We start from the raw sequence: 23188 nt of genomic DNA, 5'->3' as shown, positions 1-23188 counted from the left end.
TTCGCACGGAAGGGTCCAATCAAACGGAAGCGATGGCTTCTTCGCTTAGATACGAGGCAATCTGTTGCTCGATTTCAGCTTCTGACTGCTTGAGCGCGAGTGACAACTCTTTGACGAGAATCGTTTTCGCATTCTCTAAGATTTTACGGTCTTGCTCGTACAGCTTCTTGTTCAATAAATCGGCCTCTGCCTTCCGACGTGACAACGTGTTGATCACTTGCGCGATCTCGTGGCGGTTGCCCGAATGAACAACGTTCAAAAATTCACGGTTCCGATTGTTCGGGTGAGGGTTCCACTCGACGCCAGGGGAACGGAATGACTCGAGAATCGCTTTTGCCTCTCTCGCCTCAAGAAGTGTCAACATCATCACTTTGTCGCTGTCGACCGGAATGCTGATTTGTAGCTTCTGGGTATTGTTGATTGGATGGAGCGTGTAGTACGACTTGGTCTCGCCTGCAATCGTCATATCGGAAATATTGTCGATTTGGCAGACGCCATGGGTCGAATAAATCATTAAATCACCTTTTTTGAACAAATCGATCACCTCTCCCTTTCATCAAGTATAGTAGTTCAGGATGTAAAATGTCAACTAGGTTGACATTTGAAGAGAGATATGGGTTATGAAAAAAAGACCCCTCTATTTGAAGGGTCTACAGTTTCCAATCTGCTTGAAGCAATGTCTGTAACTGTTGGAACGCATCGTCACCGAGCGCGTTGGCGATGTCGCGTTCGAGTCCCGCCTTGAGCGCCTCGTTTTGTTCGTAACACGTTATGCCGAGTTCGCTTAATTCGATACATTTGTCCTTTCGGCTCGTCGGATGGTCGGTCACAAGTACGAGTCCTTTCGTATCCAAGTTTTTGATCAGTTTATGAACCGCCTGACGGGAAATATGAACCCCTCGCGTCACTTCGGCGATGGTCGGCTTTTTTTGGTAAATCCGGGCGAGTACATACCATTCCGAGTTCGAGATATAGATATCATGCTGGTCGTTCCATGCTTGCTCACTGATGCGCCGGATTTGATCGTGACGTGCAGCGAGCAAATCAAGCAGCCGGGTCGAGCTCGTTTCGTTCGGAGTCAAGATGGCACTCCTCCATTCGTTTTTGTCGTTCCTAACTATACAAAAGCAATACGGAAGCGTCAAACGGAGGAGACAGTGTTCGTTTCAACGGATGGATATTAGAGAACAGGTACATAAAGGAGAGATACCTATGCCAACAAGGACCGACCATTTTCAAGCTTATAAACAAAAAATTCTCGACTTATCGGATTTAGAAGAAGCGACGTTAAAAAGTGAGACGTTTTTATTCGAAGCGGACCCCATTAAGCCGCTTGAGATTTATTACGCGCCATTTGAGTATGTCAATCCGGATGCAAAAGTCGTCATCGCCGGTATCACGCCAGGCCTTTACCAGATGCGGCAGTCGTTCGAGGCGATTCGCGATTTGGCCGATGCCCCGGACGAGGAGGCGCTCCGGGCCGTCAAGCAACGAGGCAGTTTCTCGGGTCCGATTCGAAAAAACTTAGTGACGATGCTCGACGACTTAGACTTACATCATCATCTCGGTATCGAGACGACGCTCGACTTGTTCGGAAAAGCGAACCATCTCGTCCAAAACACGGCCGTCTTACCGTATCCGGTATTCTATAAAGGGAAGAATTATAACGGGGCGAGTCCCGACCTGTTGAGGACGAACTTGTTTCAATCCTATATCGATGGGATGTTCGCGGACGAGATGGCTGTACTTAAAGACGCACTCATCTTACCGATGGGCATCAATGTACGTCGCGCCGTCGAGACGCTCGTCGATCGCGGTATCATTGCACAAGAGCGTGTCGTGAGCGGATTTCCTCATCCTTCTGGGGGGAACGGGCATCGGCACCGCATCTTTGCCGAGAATCGGGAAACGATGCGCGCGCATATCGCCGAGCACTTCAAACGCTATCCCATCAATCAATAAGCGAACGAAGAGAGAGTTGTCGTCAACGCTCTTCTTTTGTGTGTTGGATTGACTTCATACAAGCCACATCTACTGACAACTGTCCTTTACTTCGCTAAAATGAAGTACGGGTAAGACCAAGTTTTCCGATAGAGAAAGGGACCATCTATGATCACGTTAACGAATGTACGCAAACAGTTTGGACGCGACATAGCCGTCCAAGACGTCTCGCTCCACGTGGAACGAGGCGAGATTTACGGCATCATCGGGGCAAGCGGTGCGGGCAAGTCGACGGTACTTCGACTGATGAACTTGCTCGAGACCCCGGACGCTGGTACGGTCGAAATCGACGGAGCGCTCTTGACGTCCCTTTCGACGAAGCAACTTCGCGCGAAACGCCATGTCATCGGCATGATCTTTCAACAGTTCAATCTTGTCGCCAACAAAACCGTCTTTGAGAACGTCGTTGCACCACTCAGGCTCGCAGGCCGTCCTCGGGCCACACATGAGGAACGCGTACTCGAATGTCTTCGTTTCGTCGGGCTCGAAGCCTTCAAGGACAAGTATCCGGCCCAATTGAGCGGCGGTCAAAAACAACGCGTCGCCATCGCAAGGGCGCTTGCGAATGAGCCACACGTCTTGTTGTGTGACGAACCGACGTCGTCGCTCGACCCGAATACGACGGCCGAGGTGCTCGGCGTGTTGAAGTCCATCAATGAACGTCTCGGTGTCACGATTGTCATCGTCACGCACGAGATGGACGTCATCAAACAAGTATGTGACCGTGTGACCGTCATGGCGGACGGTTCTGTCTACGAGACAATCGACCTCGTCCCGAGCGGCGTGCCAGCCATCGACAACAATCCGGCCTGGTTCGTCGACCAGCTGAAGAAGGCGGGTGAGGCTGATGCCTGAAGTGCTCATACAATATCAGACCGAGATTTGGCGTTCCATCGGAGAGACATTCATCATGGTCGGCGTCTCGATTCTTGCCGCCGTGCTCGTCGGTCTACCGCTCGGTACATGGCTCTATTTGTCCCGAAAAGGGCAGCTCCTCGAGAATCGTGCCGTCTTCTCCGTTCTCAACTTGGTCGTCAACATCGTTCGGTCGTTCCCGTTCCTACTACTCGTCGTGTTTTTGATTCCATTCACACGGCTCATTATCGGCACGGCCATCGGCACGGCAGCGGCGACCGTCCCGCTCGCCATCATCGCGATTGCGCATTATTCGCGTCTCGTCGAGCAGTCGCTTCTTGACGTCCCGCGCGGCGTCGTCGAGGCGGCGGTATCGATGGGTGCGTCCATTAAGGACGTCATCTTTAAGTTCCTGTACGTCGAGGCCCGTTCTGGTCTCGTCTTAGGCTTGACGACGTCCATCATCAGTTTCATCTCGTACTCGACCATCATGGGGGTGGTCGGGGGCGGCGGCATCGGTGACTTCGCCATCCGCTACGGCTATCAACAGTTCAAGACGGAACTGATGATGTACATGATCTTCATCATGTTGCTCTTCGTCCAAATGATTCAGTTCACCGGCACGACCGTGGCCCGTCTCATCGACAAACGCTAATCACTCATAGAAAGAAGGAAATCGAATGAAAAAATTAATGGCCCTTTTCGCCTCCCTCACGCTCGTCCTCGCAGCGTGTGGAAACGATTCAGAAACGAACACGACGGAAGCTCCGTCAAACGAGCCACAGACGCTCAAAGTCGCATCCCTTATCCCGCCGATGACGGACATGCTCGAAATCGCGAAAGAACAGCTCGCCGAAGACAACATCGAGCTTGAGATTGTCGTCCTCGGGGACAACGTCCAGCCGAACACGGCGCTCGCGGCAGAAGAAGTCGACGCGAACTTCTTCCAACATGTCCCGTACATGGAAGAGTTCAACCGCAGCAACGATGCCAACCTCGTTCCAATCGAGCCGATTTACTTCGCCAACTACGGTGTCTATGCGAAAGAGTATGACACGATAGACGACATCCCAGAAGGGGCGACCATCGCCATCGCGAACGATGTCTCGAATATCGACCGTTCGCTCTCACTCTTGGCCCAACATGACGTGATTGAGCTAGGTGAAAAGAACGGTGCGTATTACACGCAAGCCGACATCACGGCTAATCCGAAGAACTTCAAGTTCCAAGAAGTGGACTTGCTTATGCTCGCACGTGCGTATGACGACGTCGACGCGGTCCTCATGACGCCAGCCTATGCGGCACCGCTCGGTTTGACGCCGAAGACGGACGCCCTCTTGACCGAAGGGGTCGATAACGACTTCGCCATCACGCTCGTCGCCCGTGAGGATAACCAAGACGATGAGGCGATTCAAAAGCTCGGCGAGGCGCTCACGAGCGACGAAGTCCGTGCTTTCTTAGAAGAAAATTATGACGAAACGGCGATTCCGGCGTTTTAAGTGAATGGACACATGCGGCCGCATGTGTCCATTTTTTGACGATTGGTTGAGAGAGGGCCTTCGTCTTTTTTTTGTTACCCCTTCACCGGTAAGGGTTCGTTACACTAGGACGAGAACCATTTGAAAGGAGATGAACACGATGTGGTCACAGCTAAAGCTAGTCTGGTTGAAAGTCGATGCGACGCTGTTGGCGCTCCTTGCGTTATTCATGCTCATCAGCGTATGGATCCTTTTCGCTGTCCAGGCCATCCTTCCGGCGACAATTGCCAACGTGCCGTTTCCTCAGCAACAAATCGTCTGGTATATCATCGGATTCGTCGCCTTACTGACCGTACTTTATATTGAGTTTGAGCAATTACAAAAACTGCACTGGTGGTTATATGGCTTCGGGGTCGGTTTACTCGTGTTGCTCGTCCCGTTGCAAGGGACGTCCTACGTACCGAACATCAATGGGGCGTACCGCTGGTTCCAAGTCGCTGGGGTCACGATTCAACCGTCTGAGCTGATGAAGATTTTTTTGACGCTTTCGCTCGCCTCGATGGCGGCGTCCTATGCGAGGCGGCCGCGCCAAGGAAGAGAGGACATTTGGTTTATCGTAAAGACAGGACTCGTCACGTTCGTGCCGTTCGTGCTCGTCTTCACGCAACCGGACTTGGGAAGCGGGCTTGTCCTACTCGTGATTTTTTTGACAATTCTTTTCGTGTCTGAAATTGACTGGAAGTGGGCGCTCGGGGCGTTAGGACTCGTCGCGAGTTCGATTGCCGGTTTCTTCTACTTGTTCCTCCACCACATTTCGCTCGTGGAACGGGTCGTCCCGAGCCATTCATTGAATCGTGTCTATGCGTGGCTCGACCCATATAGTTATGCGAGCGACTTGTCGTATCAACTCATGCGGTCGATGAATAAAATCGGCGCCGGTCAAATGACGGGGGTTGGGCGCAACAATCCGCTCGTCTCGTTACCTGAGGCGCATACCGACTTCGTCTTCGCGTCGCTTGCCGGCTTTTATGGATTTTTCGGCGCGACGACGGTCATCTTGTTGTATTTCTTCTTCATCGCGTACACGCTACGGATGAGTAGACGTGCCGATTCTTGGTTTGGAACATATTTCATCATCGGGATGATTGCGATGTTCGGATTTCAAGTGTTCCAAAACATCGGCATGACAATCGGCGTACTCCCGATCACAGGGCTACCATTGCCGTTCTTGAGCTATGGAGGCACGTCGCTGGTCGTCAGTCTGTTCGCGGTCGGCTTGATGATGAACGCTGCCCACAAAACGTATGTCCGGCGTGACTTACAGAAAACCTAAAAAAGATTGAGCATCGGCTCAATCTTTTTTAGTGTTGTGACCTGATAAAGTACGATGCTGTTACACGTTCCAATCCGATTTATACTTCGCAAATGCAACAATAACTTGTTGCGCCACGCGCATATAGTCTTGTTCCGACTGGGCTGATTCGTAAGAGAACCAAATCCCATCTTCATATGGAGTATGACTGCCTAGTCTTCGTCTCGCTTCGATGTCGACATCTTGGGCGGTCATTTTTTGTGGGGTGATTTGTTCTCCCCAATATGTTTGAATACCAGTGGCCGGAGCTTGAGCCAATACGATGATGAACGAGCCGCCATGACGATTAAATTGAAAGGTGACTAAATCAATCTGATTTGATTGAAGGCGCCGAAAGTGAGGAAACGATCCGTTGAATTGATACGATCGCAAATAAGGCACGACTTCTCGTTTCAAGATGGCCATCATATCTTTTCGTTGTTGGGATAGCATGAGATTCTCCTTGAAGTAGTTTAGTTCGAATATATACAAAAATCGGATTGAGCGCATGCTCAATCCGAAAAAATTAAAACTCTTCGTATTCTCGTGGATCTTGATTGTCAATGCGGCCGTCCGACTTCGTCAATTGGTTGAGCGTCTCCATCTCGTCGTCCGTCAATTCGAAATTGAAGACGTCGAGGTTCTCTTTTTGGTGCATCTCGCTTGAGGAGCGCGGGAGCGGGATGACGCCGAGCTGGACGTGCCAACGTAAGATGACTTGGGACACGGTCTTGCCTTTTTGTCGGGCGAGCTCGGTGATGGTCTCGTCATGGATGACGGTACGAGCACGACTGAGCGGACTCCACGCCTCAGTAATGATGTTTCGGTCCTTGTCTGCTTGACGTTGTTCGACTTGCGAGAAATACGGATGCATCTCAATTTGATTGATGACTGGTGTCTCGCCTGTCTCTTCGATTAAGCGATCGAGGTGCTCTGGCATGAAGTTTGAGACACCGATAGAACGAATCCACCCGTTCTCTTTCGCTTGAATAAGCGCACGCCACGCTTCAACGTATTTATCTTGTTTCGGATTCGGCCAATGTAAGAGGAACAAGTCCCAATAGTCTAAGTTAGCCCGGTAAAGCGACTCGCGAATCATCTCGAGTGCGTCGTCATAATCGAAATATTGTCCACGTAGTTTTGAAGTTAGGAACAGTTGCTCACGCGGGATGCCGGATTGGCGGACGGCTTCACCGACCGTCCCTTCATTGTCATAACGGATGGCCGAATCGATTAAACGATAGCCGTTCCGAATAGCGCACGTGATCGCATCGACGCCGGTTTCCCCTCGTAAATAGACGGTCCCGAGCCCAATTGCCGGAATGTCGTAGCCGTCATGCAGTTTGATTGTTGGGATTTTCATCATTTACCTCCTTGAATGGAATCGCTTCTCTTGTCCGCTATTCCACTTTCCGAGGAAATGAAACGTTTGAATCGGTGCGATGTAACGGAAGTCGTGTTGCTTTGTTGTCTGTTTTTGGGATGATCAAAGTGGCGGATGGAGATGAAATAGGGGGGATTTCTCAGTATTTTAGTGATGAAAAGGTCAGGTTTAGAAGAAATCACAAAAACGCGTCCTCCAATGTGAGGACGCGTTTCCTGTTAGTTGCGAATCATATAATCGAAAGCACCAAGTGCAGCCGTCGCACCAGAGCCCATCGAGATGATGATTTGTTTGTAGGCGCTGTTCGTGCAGTCACCCGCTGCGAACACACCTGGGACGTTCGTCGCGCCGTGACGGTCGACGACGATCTCTCCGAAGTTGTTGCGTTCGACCGAGTCGAGCCAGTCCGTGTTCGGGACGAGACCGATCTGGACGAAGACGCCTTCGAGTTCGACGTGATGCGTCTCGTTCGTCTCGCGTGACACGTACGAGATGCCGTTCACTTTGTCCGTACCCGTAATTTCTGTCGTCTGGGCGTTCGTAACGACGGTCACATTCGGGAGGCTGTGAAGACGGTCTTGAAGCACTTGGTCGGCCTTCAGTTCAGGAGCGAACTCGAGCACCGTCACGTGTTTGACGATTCCGGCGAGGTCGATCGCGGCTTCAATTCCAGAGTTCCCACCACCGATGACCGCAACGCGCTTCCCTTCGAAGAGCGGGCCGTCACAGTGCGGGCAGTAGGCGACACCTTTGTTTTTGAACTCGGCTTCACCTGGGACATTGACGTTGCGCCAGCGAGCACCTGTCGAGAGGATGACGCTCTTACTCTTCAAGACGGCACCGTTCTCGAGTTCGACTTCGACGAAGTCTGTCTTCTCAAGGCGCTTCGCGCGCTGGAGGTTCATGACGTCGATGCCGTACTCTTTCACGTGCTCTTCCAAGCTCGCGACGAGTTTCGGGCCTTCCGTGTAAGATGTGCCGATGAAGTTCTCAATCCCCATCGTGTCCATCACTTGACCACCGAAGCGCTCGGCGACGATTCCTGTGCGGATGCCTTTACGAGCCGCGTAAACCGCTGCACTCGCACCAGCTGGGCCGCCACCGATGACGAGGACGTCATACGGATCTTTGTTTTCGAACGCCGAAGCGTCCGGGCCTGTGCCGAGTTTCGCCAAAATCTCTTCGAGTGACATACGTCCGTTGCCGAACGCCTCACCGTTCAAGAAGACGGTCGGGACAGCCATAATTTCTTTCGCTTCCACTTCTGCCTTGAAGGCGCCACCGTCAATCATCGTGTGTGAGATGTTCGGGTTGAGCACGCTCATGACGTTCAGTGCCTGAACGACGTCCGGGCAGTTGTGGCAGCTGAGGCTGATGTACGACTCGAAGTGGTACGTGCCTTGAATGTTTTGAATCTGTTTGATCGCGTCCGCGTCGACTTTCGGCGCCCGACCGCTCACTTGGAGCAACGCGAGGACGAGTGACGTGAACTCGTGACCGAGCGGGATTCCTGCGAAGACGATCCCTGTCTCTTCAGACGGACGGCTCACGCTGAAGCTCGGTGTGCGATCGAGCGTGACGTGCTCGACCGAGATGCGTGACGACATGCTCGCGAGTTCGTTCACGAGGTCGAGCATCTCTTTAGAGACCGCGTCGTCTCCAGCGCTGACACGGAGGACGACGTCGCCCTCCATGAGCTGGAGATATTGGTCCAACTGTTGTTTAATATCTGCTTCTAACATGAAATCGGCTCCTTACAACTTGCCGACGAGGTCGAGGCTCGGGCGAAGTGTCGCAGAACCTTCTTCCCATTTCGCCGGGCAGACTTCACCTGGGTTGTTGCGCACGTATTGTGCCGCTTTGACTTTGTTGACGAGCGTGCTCGCGTCACGGCCGATGCCGCCTGCGTTGATTTCGACTGTTTGGATGACGCCATCTGGGTCGATGATGAACGTACCGCGGTCAGCAAGGCCATCTTCTTCGTTCAAGACGTCGAAGTTACGTGAGATCGTGTGTGATGGGTCACCGATCATGATGTACTCGATTTTGCCGATTTTCTCAGACGTTTCGTGCCATGCTTTGTGCGTGAAGTGCGTGTCCGTCGATACTGAGTACACTTCGACACCGAGGTTTTTAAGTGTTGCATATTCGTTTTGAAGGTCTTCGAGTTCAGTCGGGCAAACGAATGTGAAGTCAGCTGGGTAGAAGCAAACGACGCTCCATTGACCTTTGAAGTCGTTGTCCGATACTTCGAGGAATTCACCTGTTTGGAATGCTTGTGCTTTGAAAGGTAAGATTTCTTTGCCGATTAATGACATGGGGTATGTCCTCCTTGGTTTTTTACTCTAGTGGACTTTTTGTCTCTACTAGAATAATTATAATGTAATACTAACTTCATATAACCGACCAAAAATGTCAAGGCGTTTGCATGTCTGGAAAAATGTTGATACATCAACGTTTTATCTTTGAAACGCTCTATATAAGGAAAGAAAACGATTACAAATTAAATGTGCTTTTGTTTTCAATAACCTATGTGAAAAAAATAAAAGCTGTCCCGATTGGACAGCTTTTCTGAGTGAATCCGTGATTTATTCTCGCAAGGAATCAATATATTATCAATTGAAAAATAAAAACTCTTAAGTTACTGGGTAGATGAAACTTCTTCAATATCTATACCTACTAACCAAATAGGTACTTTTAAGACGCTTGAATATGTTTCAATTGTTTTTTTCATTTTCTCATAAGTCACTATATTACTACTTAATAATTTCTCGAGATTACCTGTTGGTGTTATGTAAATTAACAAATCAATACCTGTTAAATTATCTAAATGCAGAACTTTAAATAAGTCATAATAACCTAAAGCCCAGTTGGCAAGTTGAATCTCACCTACTACCGTAGGTGTAGATTCGTCATTGGGTTCGAAGTCATCAAAGTAATTATCTTCAAATACTTGATTTGAAAGATAATTCTTTTTCTGTTGTTTTGTCACGAAACTTCTCCAGTGTGTATCACCGTCACTAACTGAACGATGCCCAAAACAGTAATCGTGAATTTTTTTAGCGTTTAATTCCTCATCATAGTAGGCAAAATCGAATCCTTTAGCTTTATCGTTGTCTTGAAAATATCCATCCATAAAACTAACTTCGAGATGTATATCAGGAATTTCCATCAAGCGTTTTCGAAGTGCTTTGTTGATTTCTTTAGTAGAAATTTTACGGTAATGTTTTTTGTTTTCGGTACCGTGTACAGGAGTAAGGTCATCAAAAGATTTGTGAATAAGGTTGTATACATCATTTTTATACTTAGGAAAAACCTCTAAAAAGGTTTTAGAGTTTCTGTAATAAAAACTATCGACGAGCTGTATTTGAAACTCCTTTATGTGTAACCACTCAGTGTCTTCTTTAGGCTTTTTAATCCAAGTACGTTGAATTTTATCTGGGTTCATTACTTTAGTCTCCTGATATTTTTTCTAGAATTGTCGACAAAATGGGTGATGGTATAAATCACGTGTTCGAAGTCCTCATTGACCTGATGCTCCCAAAACCGAAGGATGATCCATCCTTCCTCGACATAGTGTCGTGTGACGTCGGCATCCCGTTCGATGTTACGTCCAATTTTTTGACGCCAGAACTCGGCGTTCGTCTTCGGGATTTTAAAATGAAGGGGGCAGCCATGCCAATAGCAGGAGTCCAAAAAGACGACGACACGGAGTCCGGGAAACGAGATGTCTGGTGTCCCATACAGCTTCCGATTGTTCTTCCGATATCGATATCCGGCAGCCCAAAGTGCTTTTCGGACCTTCACTTCCATTTTGGTATCCTTGCCACGATTCCCGCTCATCGTCTTGAAGACGGCTGGACTCGATGCTTTCGGTACATTTCTGGCCATACCTTCACCTCCCTCTAGTAAGAGGATTCCACTTGAGGGAGGGAAGTACTCATGTTAAACGTCTAGAATCTGCTGGATATAGTTTTTGTCCAACCAGAACGATTGCTTGGTAATCCATTGACCATCCGGAAGTCGCACTTTATCTTTCCCATCTAAAGCTTTCGAGCGTACGTGAGCGACTCGGTTGAACGTCGGACCAGGAAGGTTGTTTTTGACACCACGTTTCACAGGTGTCAGTTGAACGCCCGCACGGACCACCCGCTGGGCCTCACACCACATCGATTTCAATTCGCCGTCGACTGTTCCGAGCGGCATGTTCCACAGGCGTATCCCTTCGAAACGAGGGATACGTTTTTGTTTGGGAACGTAGTCCTCGTCATATCGGAAGACGAGGAAGAGGTATTTCTGTTCGGCGAACGTGTCGTACAAGTCGGATTCTTCCCAATCGTCTTGAGACAAGGCGTCGAAATCGACTTTTCCGAATGACATGTGCTCTCGGATTTTGCCGTCAGGCTCTCGGGCAATCGTCTTGAACTTGATGTTCGCTTTCGTAAACTCTTCGATGCTCGACAAGTCGGTCTTTCTGACTCCTAAAAGTTTTGCCATGACTCGCGGAATCATCGCTTTATTGCTCGGGTTATATGGGATGCTCGTCTCCTCGCATAATTCGAGTACCGTCTTCCCGTAATGAGGCGCGAGTCTTGCCTCGAGGAGTTCTTCAATCGACATTTCTTTCAGTTCACCATGGTTGGCGATTGACTCCATCAATTCTGGGGTCAAGTACTGACGGACGAGCCCTGACATATAAGAAGCTTTGAGAGAAAAGGCACGTGGCTTTGCCGGTTGTTCCGAGAACGGTTGGCTGCGAACGACCGAACCATTTGCTCCTTTCGTGCAGGCCGATAAGTACATCGTATCGGCCTCGGAAATCAAATGGGCCTCTCCACGTTTGATTTTTGCGACAATCGTCTCCCAGTCTTGGCGCATCACGTCCAAGTCTTCCTCTGAGAACTCGTTCAAGAATGCTTTGTAGATACGGTAGTCGTCGATAGGGATGTTCGGCTCATATTGATAAAGCATGATAAGCATGCTCGTGGCTTTGGATAAGAAGCTCGACGTCTCGAACGAATACTCGTGCTCGTTATGATAATCAATCATGTTCAGAACGAGCCGCTCCTTCGATGAATATGTACCGTTCTTGTTCTTCTTGAAAGGGGTGACCTTCAATTCGATGCCGAGCTCTTCAAAATCAGGCCGTGCGTCCGAATTGATCGGGTAGCCGAAATGGCTCTCCTCGATGATGTGCCCGAGGGAACCTTTCGAACGGACATTCTTGATGCGCCCGGTCGTGTCGATTTCTCCGAACGTCTTTCCTTCGGCCTCTCTTGCCTTATCCATCAATTCTTGAAGCGTTTCGTACCGCAAAATAACTCCTCCTACAGTTTACATATATAACCATTATAGCGTACCGCTTGATCGAATTCATCGTTCGTGATACACTATTTCCATTGAGTCGAAATTAAAAATAGAGTAAATTTAAGATAGAAAATGCGAAAGGGTGTTCCCGTTGATTAAAGTAGTTGAGTTATTTGCTGGTGTAGGAGGTTTCCGCATCGCACTTGAAGGGATTAAAGACGTGAATGCCGAGCCTACATCGGACAAATTCGATGTGGTTTGGGGCAATCAATGGGAACCGGCGACGAAGAGCCAGCCGGCCTTTGATTGCTACGCAGAACGGTTCAAGGGACGTGGGGTTCATTCGAACGAAGATATCGCCCTCTCTTGGATGGAGGCAGGCCCGCATCATCTGTTAGTAGGCGGGTTTCCTTGCCAAGACTACAGCGTGTCGCGCAGCCTAAAGAACGAGCAAGGGATTCAAGGGAAAAAGGGTGTCTTGTTTTGGGAAATCATGAACATCATCGAACAAGAGAGACCGCCTTACGTGTTGCTCGAGAACGTCGATCGACTCATGAAGTCGCCGGCCAAGCAACGGGGACGTGACTTCAGTGTCATGCTTCGTGCGTTTGCCGACCAAGGCTATACGGTCGAGTGGCGTGTCGTCAATGCGGCCGACTACGGGTTCGCGCAACGCCGCCGTCGCATCTTCATCTTTGCGACCCGTAACGATTTGAATCACTCAGTGCGGGCGCACAAGGCCGATCCTGAGACGTGGCTTCTCGAGTCAGGCTTCTTTGCACCAACGTTCCCGGTCCATGAACTGACGAGTGAGAAACATCCAGGCTCGCAGTTCGAACTGCCGAAAGACATCGTCGAAATCTCCGACACGTTCTCGGCCACATACCGGAACGCGGGTGTCATGTCGGGCGACCAGGTGACGACGCTCGAGACGTTACCGAAACGCGAAGCGCCGAAGACGCTCGGTGATGTGGTCCAAGAGGTATATGAGCAGTTCGGTCCTGCGCCGGAGCAGTATTATTTGGACACCGAGACGATTAAAAAATCTGGTCGAACCGAGCAGGAAGAGTTGGCTTACTTGAAAGGGCCGAAGAAAATCGAGCGGACCTCGGCGAGCGGTCACGTGTATGTGTATGCGGAAGGCGGCATGTCATATCCGGACTCGCTCGACCTTCCTGGCCGCACCATGTTGACGAGTGAAGGCACATGCAATCGCTCGAGCCATGTCATCGAAGATCCACAGACGAAGAAGCTTCGTTACTTGCGCCCTGAGGAGTGCGAGGGACTGAACGGATTCCCTTATGGATGGACGGGTACGATGACGGACCGCAAGCGTTACTTCACGATGGGGAACGCCCTCGTCGTCGGATTGATTGAGCGGATGAGCCATCGAATCGCAGAGGTCCATGAGCAAGAGGACAATAAAGATATCTTGCAAGAAGCGATTCAGATGCAGCTGTTAGGAACGTATAATAACTTTAAGTAATTGAAAAGTGACAAAGAGGTTTGAGTTATTTACTAACTAGCCTCATTGTCACTTTTCATTGTTTATTTACAATTCTTTCGGCCAAATCATCTATGTCTAAACTCGGTTGCCCTTGTCTTGCGAAATAGCTAGAGAACCTTGATGCGATATCTTTTGAGAATTTATTGGAAACGGACGCATAGCGACTCAATAAAGCCAGTTCTTCTTTAGATTTAGAATAGATTTTTTGAAAGTTAATCAATCCTCCTGGAAAATCGTGATAGTTAGGCAAGTAATGATATTTATTGCTGTGATTGTTCGTAAGGTACCTTTTAAGTTCTTTCTTAACTTTTGATTTTTGAGTATTTGATGAGCCTGGAGTACATGATTCTAGAAGTGAAGAAAGTTTTTCGATACTCTCAAAAGGGTCTATAGAGGCCAAAGTTACTCGTTCATATTTATCTTGCGCCATATCGCACGAGGGAGAAAGTATAATAAAGTAATTATTTTGAGTTTCGTCTAATAAAATATCTCCAAAGAAATGATTAGCTTTAATGGGTGGCTTTATAAATACTTCATAAGGGTGAAAAACAGAAAAGTCACTATCTTCGTTTTCAATTTCGAGATATTCCTGCAATAGCAGTAAACAGTAACGTACAAGTGATTTTTCATGTAGTTCATTCAACGAAAAAGTTTCGTCCCAAAATCCAACATCTTTTGATATTCTGCCCCAATAAATATCATTAAGATACCTTTCTACGGTTGCTAGAATTGATGTAACTCCACTAAGATGGACAGTCACGATACTTTCCAGAATTTCATCAATGTTATCGGACTTAGAGTGGACTTTGATTAAGTGATGCTGTTCAATTTTGTCAGTCACCTTTGACGAGAATCCGGTACGAACAATTATTGGGAACCGGAAGTTATTTAGAATAATTTCAATAAGTTTATTCCCTTCTTCTTCCTCAGAGGAACCATTCAACTTTAAATCTATAATGGAGACGTCAAAAGGAGATTCTAGCAAAATTGTCGTCGCCGCGTGAAAAGTTTTAACGCACGAACATTGAATCTCTATATTAACTTCTGGACCCTTTTTTCTATTATAGTCATTTATAGCATCTTCAATGAGTTGGATTTGAGAATCTTCATCCTCAACAATTAACAAACGAATTATATCTCTGGGTTCCTTTTCTGGAACTTTCTCAATAGCTTCTGGCATTAAATAGACCTCCCTAAAACTAATCTAAAGTGAGCACCATTTTCATTGTAAATTGCTTTTAAGGTTCCCCCATTCCTCTTTAAAGCTTCGCCTGATATGGCAAGTCCAAGTCCGGTACCAGAGGACTTGTTAGAAAAGCCAGGATTAAAAATTATATCTTTTTCAATAAATTCTTTTTCAATTCCTACGCCGTTGTCAATTATATCAATTATTAACTCTTCATCCTCTACAATAGATGATACCACTATCATTTTATTAGTATTATCTGAGTTCTGCTCTAGCCAATATATGCTATTCTCAATTAAGTTGGTAAAAACTAAATTAAAGTCACGTTCGGTACCTTTTAGAGTCAAACGTTCATCATATTCTCGCAATAATGAAATGTTACCATCTGAAAGTTTGCTCTCAAAAAGCTTTTCTATGTTTGTGATATATTGATCTAGTTTTACAACTTTTGATTTTTCTTTTTTTATTGTGGTAAGTGGTTCCAACTTATCGAACAAATGTATTAAATTTTGTGTCTCAATATTAGCGGTTTGAAGCCTATCGATAGATAACATTAGGAGTTCGTTATCTTGAGCTTCTTTATATTCATGTAACCACTCGACAACTCTAGGGATGGCGTTTGAGAACCAACTTACACTACGTCTTCCTTCATGCAATACTACGGAAGTAATATTTCCAAGAGTAGCTTGACCTTGATATAGAGAGATAATATTTTTGATGTCTTGATAATCCTTTTCTTTATCCGCTCTCATTTTTGTAATCTCAGTCTTTATATTATGCATCAATTCTTGCGTTAAATCTTCTTTGTCCTTTAATTCAGATACTTCAATAGTTTTTTCGATTTTTGTATTAAGACTTTGTTGTAAAGTATCAAAGTCGAAAAGATTATCTACCTTTTGAAATATATCGTTAGATTTCGGTTTTTCAGATGATCTTCGAAAAGCAAATCTTTTTGCTTCCAATTTTTTTAAAGCTTCTAATGTTTGTTTCTTTAACCCTTCAAAATATACATTATCTTTTAAACCATCTCGCGCACTCTTTTCTTCGAGGTTAGAACGTTCTTCAGGTTCAATTGAAACAAATCCTATAATTTGATTAGAACCTATACGCATGGATGGATTCTGTACACGTAAACTATCAAGTTCTAACCAGTCAAAGCCTTTATCGCCGTGAGGGCGAATACGGAATCCTCCCCTATATATTCCAACTCCCGTAATCTCTTTAAGGAGCTTAGAAGTTTCACGTTTTGAAAAAGTTTGATCACTGTTTTTACTTAATTTAGTTCTTAGTGTCTCAATATTAGGTGTATCTAAATCATAAATTCTTAAGTCGAGTTTTATCTTCCCACAGTATTTTTCGTTTGTTTCATCAAGTTCAATTTTAAAAGTGGGTATGTGTTCTACCTGTCGAGTATTAAGTGAGTTGTTTTCGTAAGATATATTGACTACTCCAGATTCGTCAATTTCTCCGGACAGTCTATAGTTATACATTTCGAGTAACGGAAACGGTTCGATGGTAATTGAGCGATTTTTGTAAATTGACTCTTCAATAAAATTATTGGTCTTTAAAGATATATTAAAGATGTCATCATGGAATGAAGATGGTAGAGGAGAGAGTAGTTTACTAAGTTCCTTTATTAATTTCTTAAATTCCTTTTCATTCCACATATTAATATAGTTTTCTTGTCCGTGAATTATTATTCTAGTTCCATTTGGTTCATCAGTTTCAAATGTGTCTAACTCAATTAGTACATCTTCTAAATAAACTTGATTATCAAACTCGTCCCAATCAAGTCTTACTATGGTTTTCTCGTTATTATGAGTCGTTTCTAGTGTAAGTTTGTTTCCCAAAATGGCTACAGCATATCTTCCTAACCCTTTTCTTCCCTGAAGTGCTCTGTTCTTAAGCATACTATATTTTTGGTTTAATTTATTTGAAGTGGCGGGCACAAACCATTTGGTTTTGATAGTATCTAAGTCCATACCATGTCCATCATCTTCAATGACTATTTGAAGAGTAGGACAATTATCTATAATGACTTTAGAAAAGCTAATGTTTACGTTTTCCGCATCGGCATCGTAAGAATTTTTAATTATTTCTACAACGGAAGCAGGGACGTCTTTAATTAAATCTTTGCCTATGGCAGAAATCATCCTAGCGGCTGGTTTTATTGATATTCTTTCCATATACTCACCTCTGAAATGTTATTGTGAATAAATCAAAACTTGAACTCAGTCGGACAAATTTCTTTTACTACTTGAGCTATTTTTTGAGACATCAGTGGGGGAACCGCATTACCGATTTGCTTAAAAGCGGAGGTTCTTGAGTTTTCAAAAAAATAGTCGTCAGGAAAACTTTGAATGCGCGCTGCTTCTCTTGGAGTTATAGATCTGTTCTGTTTACTATCGAAATGAATGTAATAGTGTCCATCTTTAGCAATGTGCGCGACTACTGTGTGAGAGATAGAGTTTTTCTTTAATGCTTTGTACCGATCTAAAAAAGATTGATTGTTTCTGTGTGTTTGTAATTTAAGTGGGAGCTCATTGTATTTTATTTGCTTTCCACGAGACTTAGATAAAGCTACAATCTTATAAATTTCTAAATCATTTTGATTATGAGGACGAGCTATATGTTGAGTTAAAATATTCCAATTAGAAGATTTTATATTTAATTCTTCTAAATTATTAATTCTATTTATGTTATTCATCCTCTTATAACTATTCTTGGCTTCTCCAGGTGAAAGATTCGGTAATCCATAAAACAGTTCTTCTAAGCTAATGGGTTTCTGTTTTTTTTGTTCCAGTGCTATAAAGAATGACCGATTGACTTTAGAACCAAAAATAAACAATCTTTCACGAGACTGAGATACCCCGTAATGAGAAGTGTCTATTAGTTTTAATTCCACGTTATATCCTACGTCTTTAAATTCTTGGATTATTTTATTAATTAAGATTTCGTTGGTATGATCTTTATAAGATAACAATCCTTTAACATTTTCAAACAAAAAGAAATTAGGTGAGTACTTTTCTAAAAATTTTATATAAAGTTTGTAAAGATAAACTCTCTCATCATTGTCTTTCTTTAAATCGTTTAAAGGACGACCGATTGTAGAATATGCCTGGCAAGGTGGTCCACCAATTATCCCGTCAATTTTATCAGTAGTAAGTAAATCAATTTTTTGAAAAACTGATTCGATTGATTTTAATGAAATCTCTTCACATATTACGCAATCACTATTAAAACCATGGTTAGATGCAATCTCAATGTAGGTATGTCTATCGATATTGTTATTCAGATAGTCATGATAGACACTATTTAAATTTGATTTATTTAAATGATGATAGGCTAGACGAGTCTCTAGGGTTTTACAAGCGTTTTTATCTTTCTCTACATGAGCTATAACTTTGTATCCTTCTCTTAAAAAACCTTCGGTGAGGCCGCCGGCACCTGAAAAAAGGTCGATTATATGCATTAATTATTACTCCTTAAATTACTATTATTGTATTCATCATAATACCTTTGAAGAGGAATTTATATAAAATTGAAAAATATCTAATTTGATTGCTTACTAAAATCACCCGAGTTCATTGAGATGAACACGGGTGTAAAAGGGTTAGGAATTAAGGAGTTGCCATCAATGCACAAACCGCATTCGAATAGGCGACCGGATCTTCAATCGGTAATCCTTCGATAAGGAGCGCCTGCTGATAGAGCAAATCGGTATACTGTTTCGCTTTCGCTTCGTCTTCCTTATAGACGCGCTGTAACGTCTGGAAGATGGCGTGGTCGGCGTTCACTTCGAGCACTTTCTCCGCTTTCATGCCGCCGCCGTTCGGCATCGCGTTCAAAATCTTCTCCATCTCGATCGAGACGTCACCGGCAACCGTCAAGCAGACCGGGTGTGACTTGAGTCGTGTCGACGCGCGCACTTCTTTGACGCGGTCGCCGAGTTCCTGCTTCATGAAGGCGAACAAGTCTTTGTTGTCGTCGTTCAGTGAATTGGCCTCGGCGTCATCGAGACCGAGGTCACCGCTCGCGATTGACTTGAACTCCTTGTCGTCATACGACTGGAGCATCTTGATGGCGAACTCGTCGATCTCTTCGGTGAAGTAGAGGATTTCGAAGCCTTCTTCTTTCAAGCGTTCCGCCTGCGGCAAGAGGTCGATGCGGTGAATCGATTCGCCCGTTGCGTAATAGATGTACTTCTGGTTGTCTTTCATGCGCTCGACGTACTCTTTTAATGAAACGAGCTTCTTCTCGTTCGACGAGTGGAACAAGAGCAAGTCTTTCAAGTCGTCCTTGGCCGCACCGAACTGGTCGTAGACGCCGAACTTGATTTGACGGCCGAATGACTCGAAGAACGTCTCATAGTCCTCGCGATCGTCGCGGAGCATCTTCTCGAGCATACCTTTGATTTTCGACTTCACGTTTTTGGCGATGACGCGGAGTTGACGGTCCTGCTGCAGCATCTCCCGGGAAATGTTGAGCGACAAGTCTTCTGAGTCGACCATCCCTTTCACGAAACCAAAATAGTCCGGAAGCAGGTCAGGCGACTTCTCCATAATCAACACGCCGTTCGAGTACAGCTCGAGCCCTTTCTCGAACTCTTTCGTGTAATAGTCGAACGGGACCGTCGATGGGATGTAGAGGATCGACTGGTAGCGGATCGTGCCGTCGACGTTCAAGTGCAGGTGCTTGAGCGGCTCGTCGAAACCGTAACGTTTCTCATGATAGAACGCCTTATAGTCCTCGTCCGAGAGTTCGCTCTTCCGTTTGCGCCAAATCGGCACCATGCTGTTGATTGTCTCTTCTTCGACATAGTCCTCGTATTCTTCCGAGTCGTCTTTTTGACGATGCTTCGTCACATCGAGCTTAATCGGATAGCGGATGAAGTCCGAGTGCTTCTTGATGAGCGAACGAATCTCGTACTCTTCGAGGAACGTCGAGTACGTCTCGTCGTCCGTGTCAGCTTTCACATGTAACGTAATCTCGGTCCCGATGTCGGCCTTATCCGTCGGTTCAATCGTGTAGCCGTCCGTGCCTTCCGATTCCCACAAGTAACCTTGCTCGCTGTCGACCGAGCGGGTGCGCACCGTCACACGGTCCGCGACCATGAACGCCGAGTAGAAGCCGACCCCGAACTGCCCGATGAGGCTATGGTCTTCTTCCATCTTCGTCGCCTGTTTCATCGCGAGCGAGCCGCTCTTGGCGATGATCCCGAGGTTCGACTCGAGCTCGTCGGCCGTCATCCCGATCCCGGTGTCGCGGATGGTGATCGTCCGAGCGTCTTTGTCGAGTACGACTTTGACGAAGTAGTCGTCCTTGTTGAAGTCGAGTGCCTCGTCCGAGAGGGCCCGGTAATACATCTTGTCGATGGCGTCACTCGCGTTCGAGATGAGCTCACGGAGGAAGATGTCCTTATGCGTATAGATTGAGTGGACCATCAACTCTAAAATTCGTTTCGATTCGGCTTGAAACTGTTTCTTTGTCATGATCGTTCTCCTTTATGCGTTCGATTTTGGCACTCTGTATGCAAGAGTGCTAACACTATTGATTATCCTAATTTTTAGAAAGATGTCAAGACGCATCAAACAAAAGATTGACGCGGGGCTCGGATTCGCCTATAGTTGAGTACATGCGATGAGCTGGTCTATGTAAGACGGCGGACATTCCTTTTAGGAGCACGTTGTGGAGCGTGGTTCGACGCGGTAGACTTTTCGAGAGCACCTCTAGTGAGAGGTGCTCATTTTTTGTATATGGGGGATTATGATGCAACTACATACCATCCATCACGTGGCGATTATCGCCTCGGACTACGACGAGGCAAAGCGGTTCTATGTCGACATCCTCGGGTTCGACGTCATCCGCGAGCATCAGCGGGCCGACAAAGGCGACCATAAGATCGACCTGCGGCTCGGCGCGTACGAGCTCGAGCTGTTCATCAAACCGGACAGTCCGAAACGGCCGAGCTTCCCGGAAGCGTGCGGACTCCGCCATCTCGCTTTCAAAGTCGATGATATCGAGGCGGTCGTCGCCGAACTGAATGCGCACGGCGTCACGACGGAACCGATTCGGTATGACACGTTCACGGGCGAGAAGATGACGTTCTTCTTCGACCCAGACGGTCTGCCGCTCGAACTGCACGAATGAAGCCCCTTCACGCGAAGGGGCTTTTGTTATGGTCTTACATAGGACAAGAGCATCTCTCGAAGCACCCGTTGCTGAATGATAGGCTCGATGTCGTCTTCTAAATAGCTGATGTGTGACTTTAAGATGATGTTGTTTCCGAACGTCCCGAACGCGTTGATGATCGTGACGAGAGTCGCCTTCACATCGATGTCGTTTCGGAACGACCCGTCCATCTTGCCTTCTTCAATTAAAGGGTCAAGCGTCTTGATAATCTCACATTGCAAGTCGATGTAGTCGTCGATGTCCGGTAACGGGCTCGCGACGAACGACGCATAGCTTTCAAACGCTTCGCGAAAACGGGAGTGGTTCGTCTGTTTCATCTGTTGGTCGAGCATATGGTCGAGCACCGCCGTGAGTCGCGTGTAGGCGTCTCCGGGCGTTGTCGTCAATTGCTTGAACGTCTCAAGTGTCGGGGTCAAGTTGCGCACTGCGGCGGCAACAATCAGTTGGTCTTTTTTAGGGAAATAACGAAACAATGTCGCGACGCCGATTTCAGCTGCGTCCGCGATGTCTTGCATCTGCACCCGTTCAAACCCGTCTTGTAGAAACAAAATCTCGGCTTGTTCGATAATGCGATTTAGACGTTCTTCTTTATTCTGTTGTCGTTTACTCATGAAATCACCTCTTTGTTGTGTAGTTATTATAACGTGTCAAAACGGTTTCGTTGAGACGTGAATGTGCATGAAGTGGTACTAAAGGATGAAATTCGTTTTGTCTGTCTTGTGTCAGAAATCCTATACTGACAAGAGGATGATTTCACATTAAGGAGGGATTTGATGAAGTGGTATTTAGATGACGTACGCGAGATGCATGCGGCTGCACCGTATACGTTTTATATCCCGAGCGAAGAAGTACTCCGTCAATTGAAAGTTGGTGATTTAGTAAAATTGATTTTTACGAACGAACATCCTTCTTCTGATGGATATGGTGGTGAACGTATGTGGGTGAAAATCACAGACGTTCAAGGTAATCAATTTGAGGGTGTGCTCGACAATGAGCCATATTATTTACCGATCGAAGTCGGCACGGAACTTTCATTTGGAATAGAGCACATTTGTCAGACCGAATACGAGGAGCCGGATGGGGAGAAATGGGATTATTACGCTAATACATTTGTAATCGTCAGTGCGGACGTGTTGGAGCGCGAAGAATTTCATTTTATGTTGCGGGATAATCCGAACGGGGAAGAGGATTCAGGTTGGTCTTTCTTGAGCGGATATGAGGATGATGATTATTTAAGTGACACGGAGAACTTTCTCGTCGTGTCGATTGGAGTCGTATTGAATATGGATGATTCGATTTTATCAATCGTCCAACAACCCCCGCTTTGTGCATATGAACGGGACGAGGAAGGGACGTTTCAGGAAATCGAAGACTACGATTGGGACGGGTATTTAAACGGCTAAACGAGAGCATGGCGCTTCTTTTGTCTGCTCCAACTATTCGAAACAACTTACTGACTTGTCATCATGTATCTCAGAAAAAAGAGGTGAAGGTATGGTGCATCAATTTGAGATGAAACGTTTATGGGAAGATGCACTCGAGATGAATGTGACATTCGAGTTAAAAGCAAAGTGGTGCGAGGTCACGGTAAACGAGTATGTCACAGTAGCCGAGATTGAAGCGCTCGTCTCTGCGCTACAAGCGTTCAATGCTCGAAACGGAAAATTGGTTCGGACGTGGACACTTGATAGCCCACTCGTCCACGTCTCTTTGACGTTCGAACTGGCGAACACGAGAGGGACCGTTCGTGTCACCGCGATGGTCGAGCAAATGAAAGGTGACAGCGGCGACATGAAGGCTGTTTTCTCGTTCGAGACGACGATGGGTCAGATTGATGACTTGCAGCGACAACTATCGAATTTTCTGGCGCGTGAAACCAATCTGGTCGAATCGCTTCGTTCGGATTAAATCGCCAGACCAAAACAAG

At 46.4% G+C, this 23188-nt stretch carries 23 protein-coding genes; 9 read left to right on the top strand and 14 right to left on the bottom strand.

The genetic code is table 11. The features are described from left to right. Nucleotides 1-19: 19 nt before the first annotated feature. Nucleotides 20-544 (bottom strand): CarD family transcriptional regulator, encoded by a 525-nt coding sequence (locus tag KNP92_RS12135; RefSeq protein ID WP_260564186.1) that lies wholly within the window; start codon nucleotides 542-544, stop codon nucleotides 20-22. Between the two features lie 106 nt (nucleotides 545-650). Beyond that, nucleotides 651-1082, bottom strand: a complete 432-nt coding sequence (locus KNP92_RS12130) for a MarR family winged helix-turn-helix transcriptional regulator (protein ID WP_214840857.1) — start codon at nucleotides 1080-1082, stop codon at nucleotides 651-653. A 130-nt stretch (nucleotides 1083-1212) separates the two neighbouring features. Between KNP92_RS12130 and KNP92_RS12125 the strand changes: the two genes are divergently transcribed. The 5 genes from KNP92_RS12125 (at nucleotide 1213) to KNP92_RS12105 (ending at nucleotide 5667) form a co-directional block, all read left to right on the top strand. Further along, nucleotides 1213-1962 carry a hypothetical protein gene (locus KNP92_RS12125; protein ID WP_214840855.1) on the top strand — a complete coding sequence of 250 codons (750 nt, stop codon included), beginning with the start codon at nucleotides 1213-1215 and terminating at the stop codon, nucleotides 1960-1962. Nucleotides 1963-2109: 147 nt separating this feature from the next. Then, complete coding sequence (locus KNP92_RS12120; protein WP_214840853.1) at nucleotides 2110-2856, top strand: methionine ABC transporter ATP-binding protein; 747 nt, start codon at nucleotides 2110-2112, stop codon at nucleotides 2854-2856. Then, entirely contained in the window at nucleotides 2849-3511 is a 663-nt protein-coding gene (locus KNP92_RS12115; protein WP_214840851.1) for a methionine ABC transporter permease, read from the top strand. The genes KNP92_RS12120 and KNP92_RS12115 overlap by 8 nt, the downstream gene beginning before the upstream one ends. A gap of 25 nt (nucleotides 3512-3536) precedes the next feature. Then, the gene (locus KNP92_RS12110) at nucleotides 3537-4355 is read left to right on the top strand and encodes a MetQ/NlpA family ABC transporter substrate-binding protein (protein WP_214840849.1); all 819 of its coding nucleotides are present in this window, start codon (nucleotides 3537-3539) and stop codon (nucleotides 4353-4355) included. 139 nt (nucleotides 4356-4494) lie between these two features. Further along, nucleotides 4495-5667: an FtsW/RodA/SpoVE family cell cycle protein gene (locus KNP92_RS12105; protein ID WP_214840847.1), complete on the top strand. Its 1173-nt coding sequence runs from the start codon at nucleotides 4495-4497 to the stop codon at nucleotides 5665-5667. 60 nt (nucleotides 5668-5727) lie between these two features. Here KNP92_RS12105 and KNP92_RS12100 read toward each other — a convergent pair whose 3' ends face one another. The 7 genes from KNP92_RS12100 to KNP92_RS12070 all read right to left on the bottom strand — a co-directional run bounded on the left by KNP92_RS12100 (nucleotide 5728) and on the right by KNP92_RS12070 (nucleotide 12385). Continuing rightward, the gene (locus KNP92_RS12100) at nucleotides 5728-6138 is read right to left on the bottom strand and encodes a DUF4304 domain-containing protein (RefSeq protein ID WP_214840845.1); all 411 of its coding nucleotides are present in this window, start codon (nucleotides 6136-6138) and stop codon (nucleotides 5728-5730) included. A gap of 73 nt (nucleotides 6139-6211) precedes the next feature. After that, on the bottom strand, nucleotides 6212-7048 hold the full coding sequence (locus KNP92_RS12095; RefSeq protein WP_376778127.1) for an aldo/keto reductase: 837 nt from the start codon (nucleotides 7046-7048) through the stop codon (nucleotides 6212-6214). A 239-nt stretch (nucleotides 7049-7287) separates the two neighbouring features. Beyond that, nucleotides 7288-8811 carry an alkyl hydroperoxide reductase subunit F gene (ahpF, locus tag KNP92_RS12090; RefSeq protein WP_214840843.1) on the bottom strand — a complete coding sequence of 508 codons (1524 nt, stop codon included), beginning with the start codon at nucleotides 8809-8811 and terminating at the stop codon, nucleotides 7288-7290. A 12-nt stretch (nucleotides 8812-8823) separates the two neighbouring features. Then, nucleotides 8824-9387, bottom strand: coding sequence for an alkyl hydroperoxide reductase subunit C (gene ahpC / locus KNP92_RS12085; RefSeq protein ID WP_021067918.1), 564 nt, complete (start codon nucleotides 9385-9387; stop codon nucleotides 8824-8826). 323 nt (nucleotides 9388-9710) lie between these two features. Further along, nucleotides 9711-10517, bottom strand: a complete 807-nt coding sequence (locus KNP92_RS12080; RefSeq protein ID WP_214840842.1) for a BglII/BstYI family type II restriction endonuclease — start codon at nucleotides 10515-10517, stop codon at nucleotides 9711-9713. Next, nucleotides 10517-10960 (bottom strand): very short patch repair endonuclease, encoded by a 444-nt coding sequence (locus KNP92_RS12075; RefSeq protein WP_214840841.1) that lies wholly within the window; start codon nucleotides 10958-10960, stop codon nucleotides 10517-10519. The genes KNP92_RS12080 and KNP92_RS12075 overlap by 1 nt, the downstream gene beginning before the upstream one ends. 54 nt (nucleotides 10961-11014) lie before the next feature. Beyond that, entirely contained in the window at nucleotides 11015-12385 is a 1371-nt protein-coding gene (locus KNP92_RS12070; RefSeq protein WP_214840840.1) for a Sau3AI family type II restriction endonuclease, read from the bottom strand. Between the two features lie 142 nt (nucleotides 12386-12527). Here KNP92_RS12070 and dcm point away from each other — a divergent pair, with 142 nt between their 5' ends. Next, nucleotides 12528-13862 (top strand): DNA (cytosine-5-)-methyltransferase, encoded by a 1335-nt coding sequence (gene dcm, locus KNP92_RS12065; RefSeq protein ID WP_214840839.1) that lies wholly within the window; start codon nucleotides 12528-12530, stop codon nucleotides 13860-13862. A 55-nt stretch (nucleotides 13863-13917) separates the two neighbouring features. On the opposite strand, the gene KNP92_RS12060 is transcribed toward dcm, so the two are convergent. The 4 genes from KNP92_RS12060 to htpG all read right to left on the bottom strand — a co-directional run bounded on the left by KNP92_RS12060 (nucleotide 13918) and on the right by htpG (nucleotide 20561). Beyond that, complete coding sequence (locus tag KNP92_RS12060; protein ID WP_214840838.1) at nucleotides 13918-15063, bottom strand: response regulator; 1146 nt, start codon at nucleotides 15061-15063, stop codon at nucleotides 13918-13920. Then, on the bottom strand, nucleotides 15063-17255 hold the full coding sequence (locus tag KNP92_RS12055) for a sensor histidine kinase (RefSeq protein ID WP_214840836.1): 2193 nt from the start codon (nucleotides 17253-17255) through the stop codon (nucleotides 15063-15065). The genes KNP92_RS12060 and KNP92_RS12055 overlap by 1 nt, the downstream gene beginning before the upstream one ends. A 32-nt stretch (nucleotides 17256-17287) precedes the next feature. After that, nucleotides 17288-18541: a DNA cytosine methyltransferase gene (locus tag KNP92_RS12050; RefSeq protein ID WP_214840833.1), complete on the bottom strand. Its 1254-nt coding sequence runs from the start codon at nucleotides 18539-18541 to the stop codon at nucleotides 17288-17290. A 148-nt stretch (nucleotides 18542-18689) separates the two neighbouring features. Beyond that, entirely contained in the window at nucleotides 18690-20561 is a 1872-nt protein-coding gene (htpG, locus tag KNP92_RS12045) for a molecular chaperone HtpG (RefSeq protein WP_214840831.1), read from the bottom strand. 277 nt (nucleotides 20562-20838) lie between these two features. Between htpG and gloA2 the strand changes: the two genes are divergently transcribed. Further along, nucleotides 20839-21219 carry an SMU1112c/YaeR family gloxylase I-like metalloprotein gene (gene gloA2, locus KNP92_RS12040; protein WP_214840829.1) on the top strand — a complete coding sequence of 127 codons (381 nt, stop codon included), beginning with the start codon at nucleotides 20839-20841 and terminating at the stop codon, nucleotides 21217-21219. Nucleotides 21220-21245: 26 nt separating this feature from the next. Here gloA2 and KNP92_RS12035 read toward each other — a convergent pair whose 3' ends face one another. Then, complete coding sequence (locus KNP92_RS12035; protein WP_214840827.1) at nucleotides 21246-21872, bottom strand: TetR/AcrR family transcriptional regulator; 627 nt, start codon at nucleotides 21870-21872, stop codon at nucleotides 21246-21248. A gap of 162 nt (nucleotides 21873-22034) precedes the next feature. Between KNP92_RS12035 and KNP92_RS12030 the strand changes: the two genes are divergently transcribed. After that, the gene (locus tag KNP92_RS12030) at nucleotides 22035-22664 is read left to right on the top strand and encodes an immunity protein Imm33 domain-containing protein (protein WP_214840825.1); all 630 of its coding nucleotides are present in this window, start codon (nucleotides 22035-22037) and stop codon (nucleotides 22662-22664) included. A 91-nt stretch (nucleotides 22665-22755) separates the two neighbouring features. Further along, nucleotides 22756-23169 (top strand): hypothetical protein, encoded by a 414-nt coding sequence (locus KNP92_RS12025; RefSeq protein ID WP_214840823.1) that lies wholly within the window; start codon nucleotides 22756-22758, stop codon nucleotides 23167-23169. Nucleotides 23170-23188: the final 19 nt, after the last annotated feature.

The organism is Exiguobacterium sp. s122 (assembly GCF_018618475.1).
GTDB lineage: Bacteria > Bacillota > Bacilli > Exiguobacteriales > Exiguobacteriaceae > Exiguobacterium > Exiguobacterium himgiriensis.
This window is presented reverse-complemented; position numbering and strand designations above follow the sequence as displayed.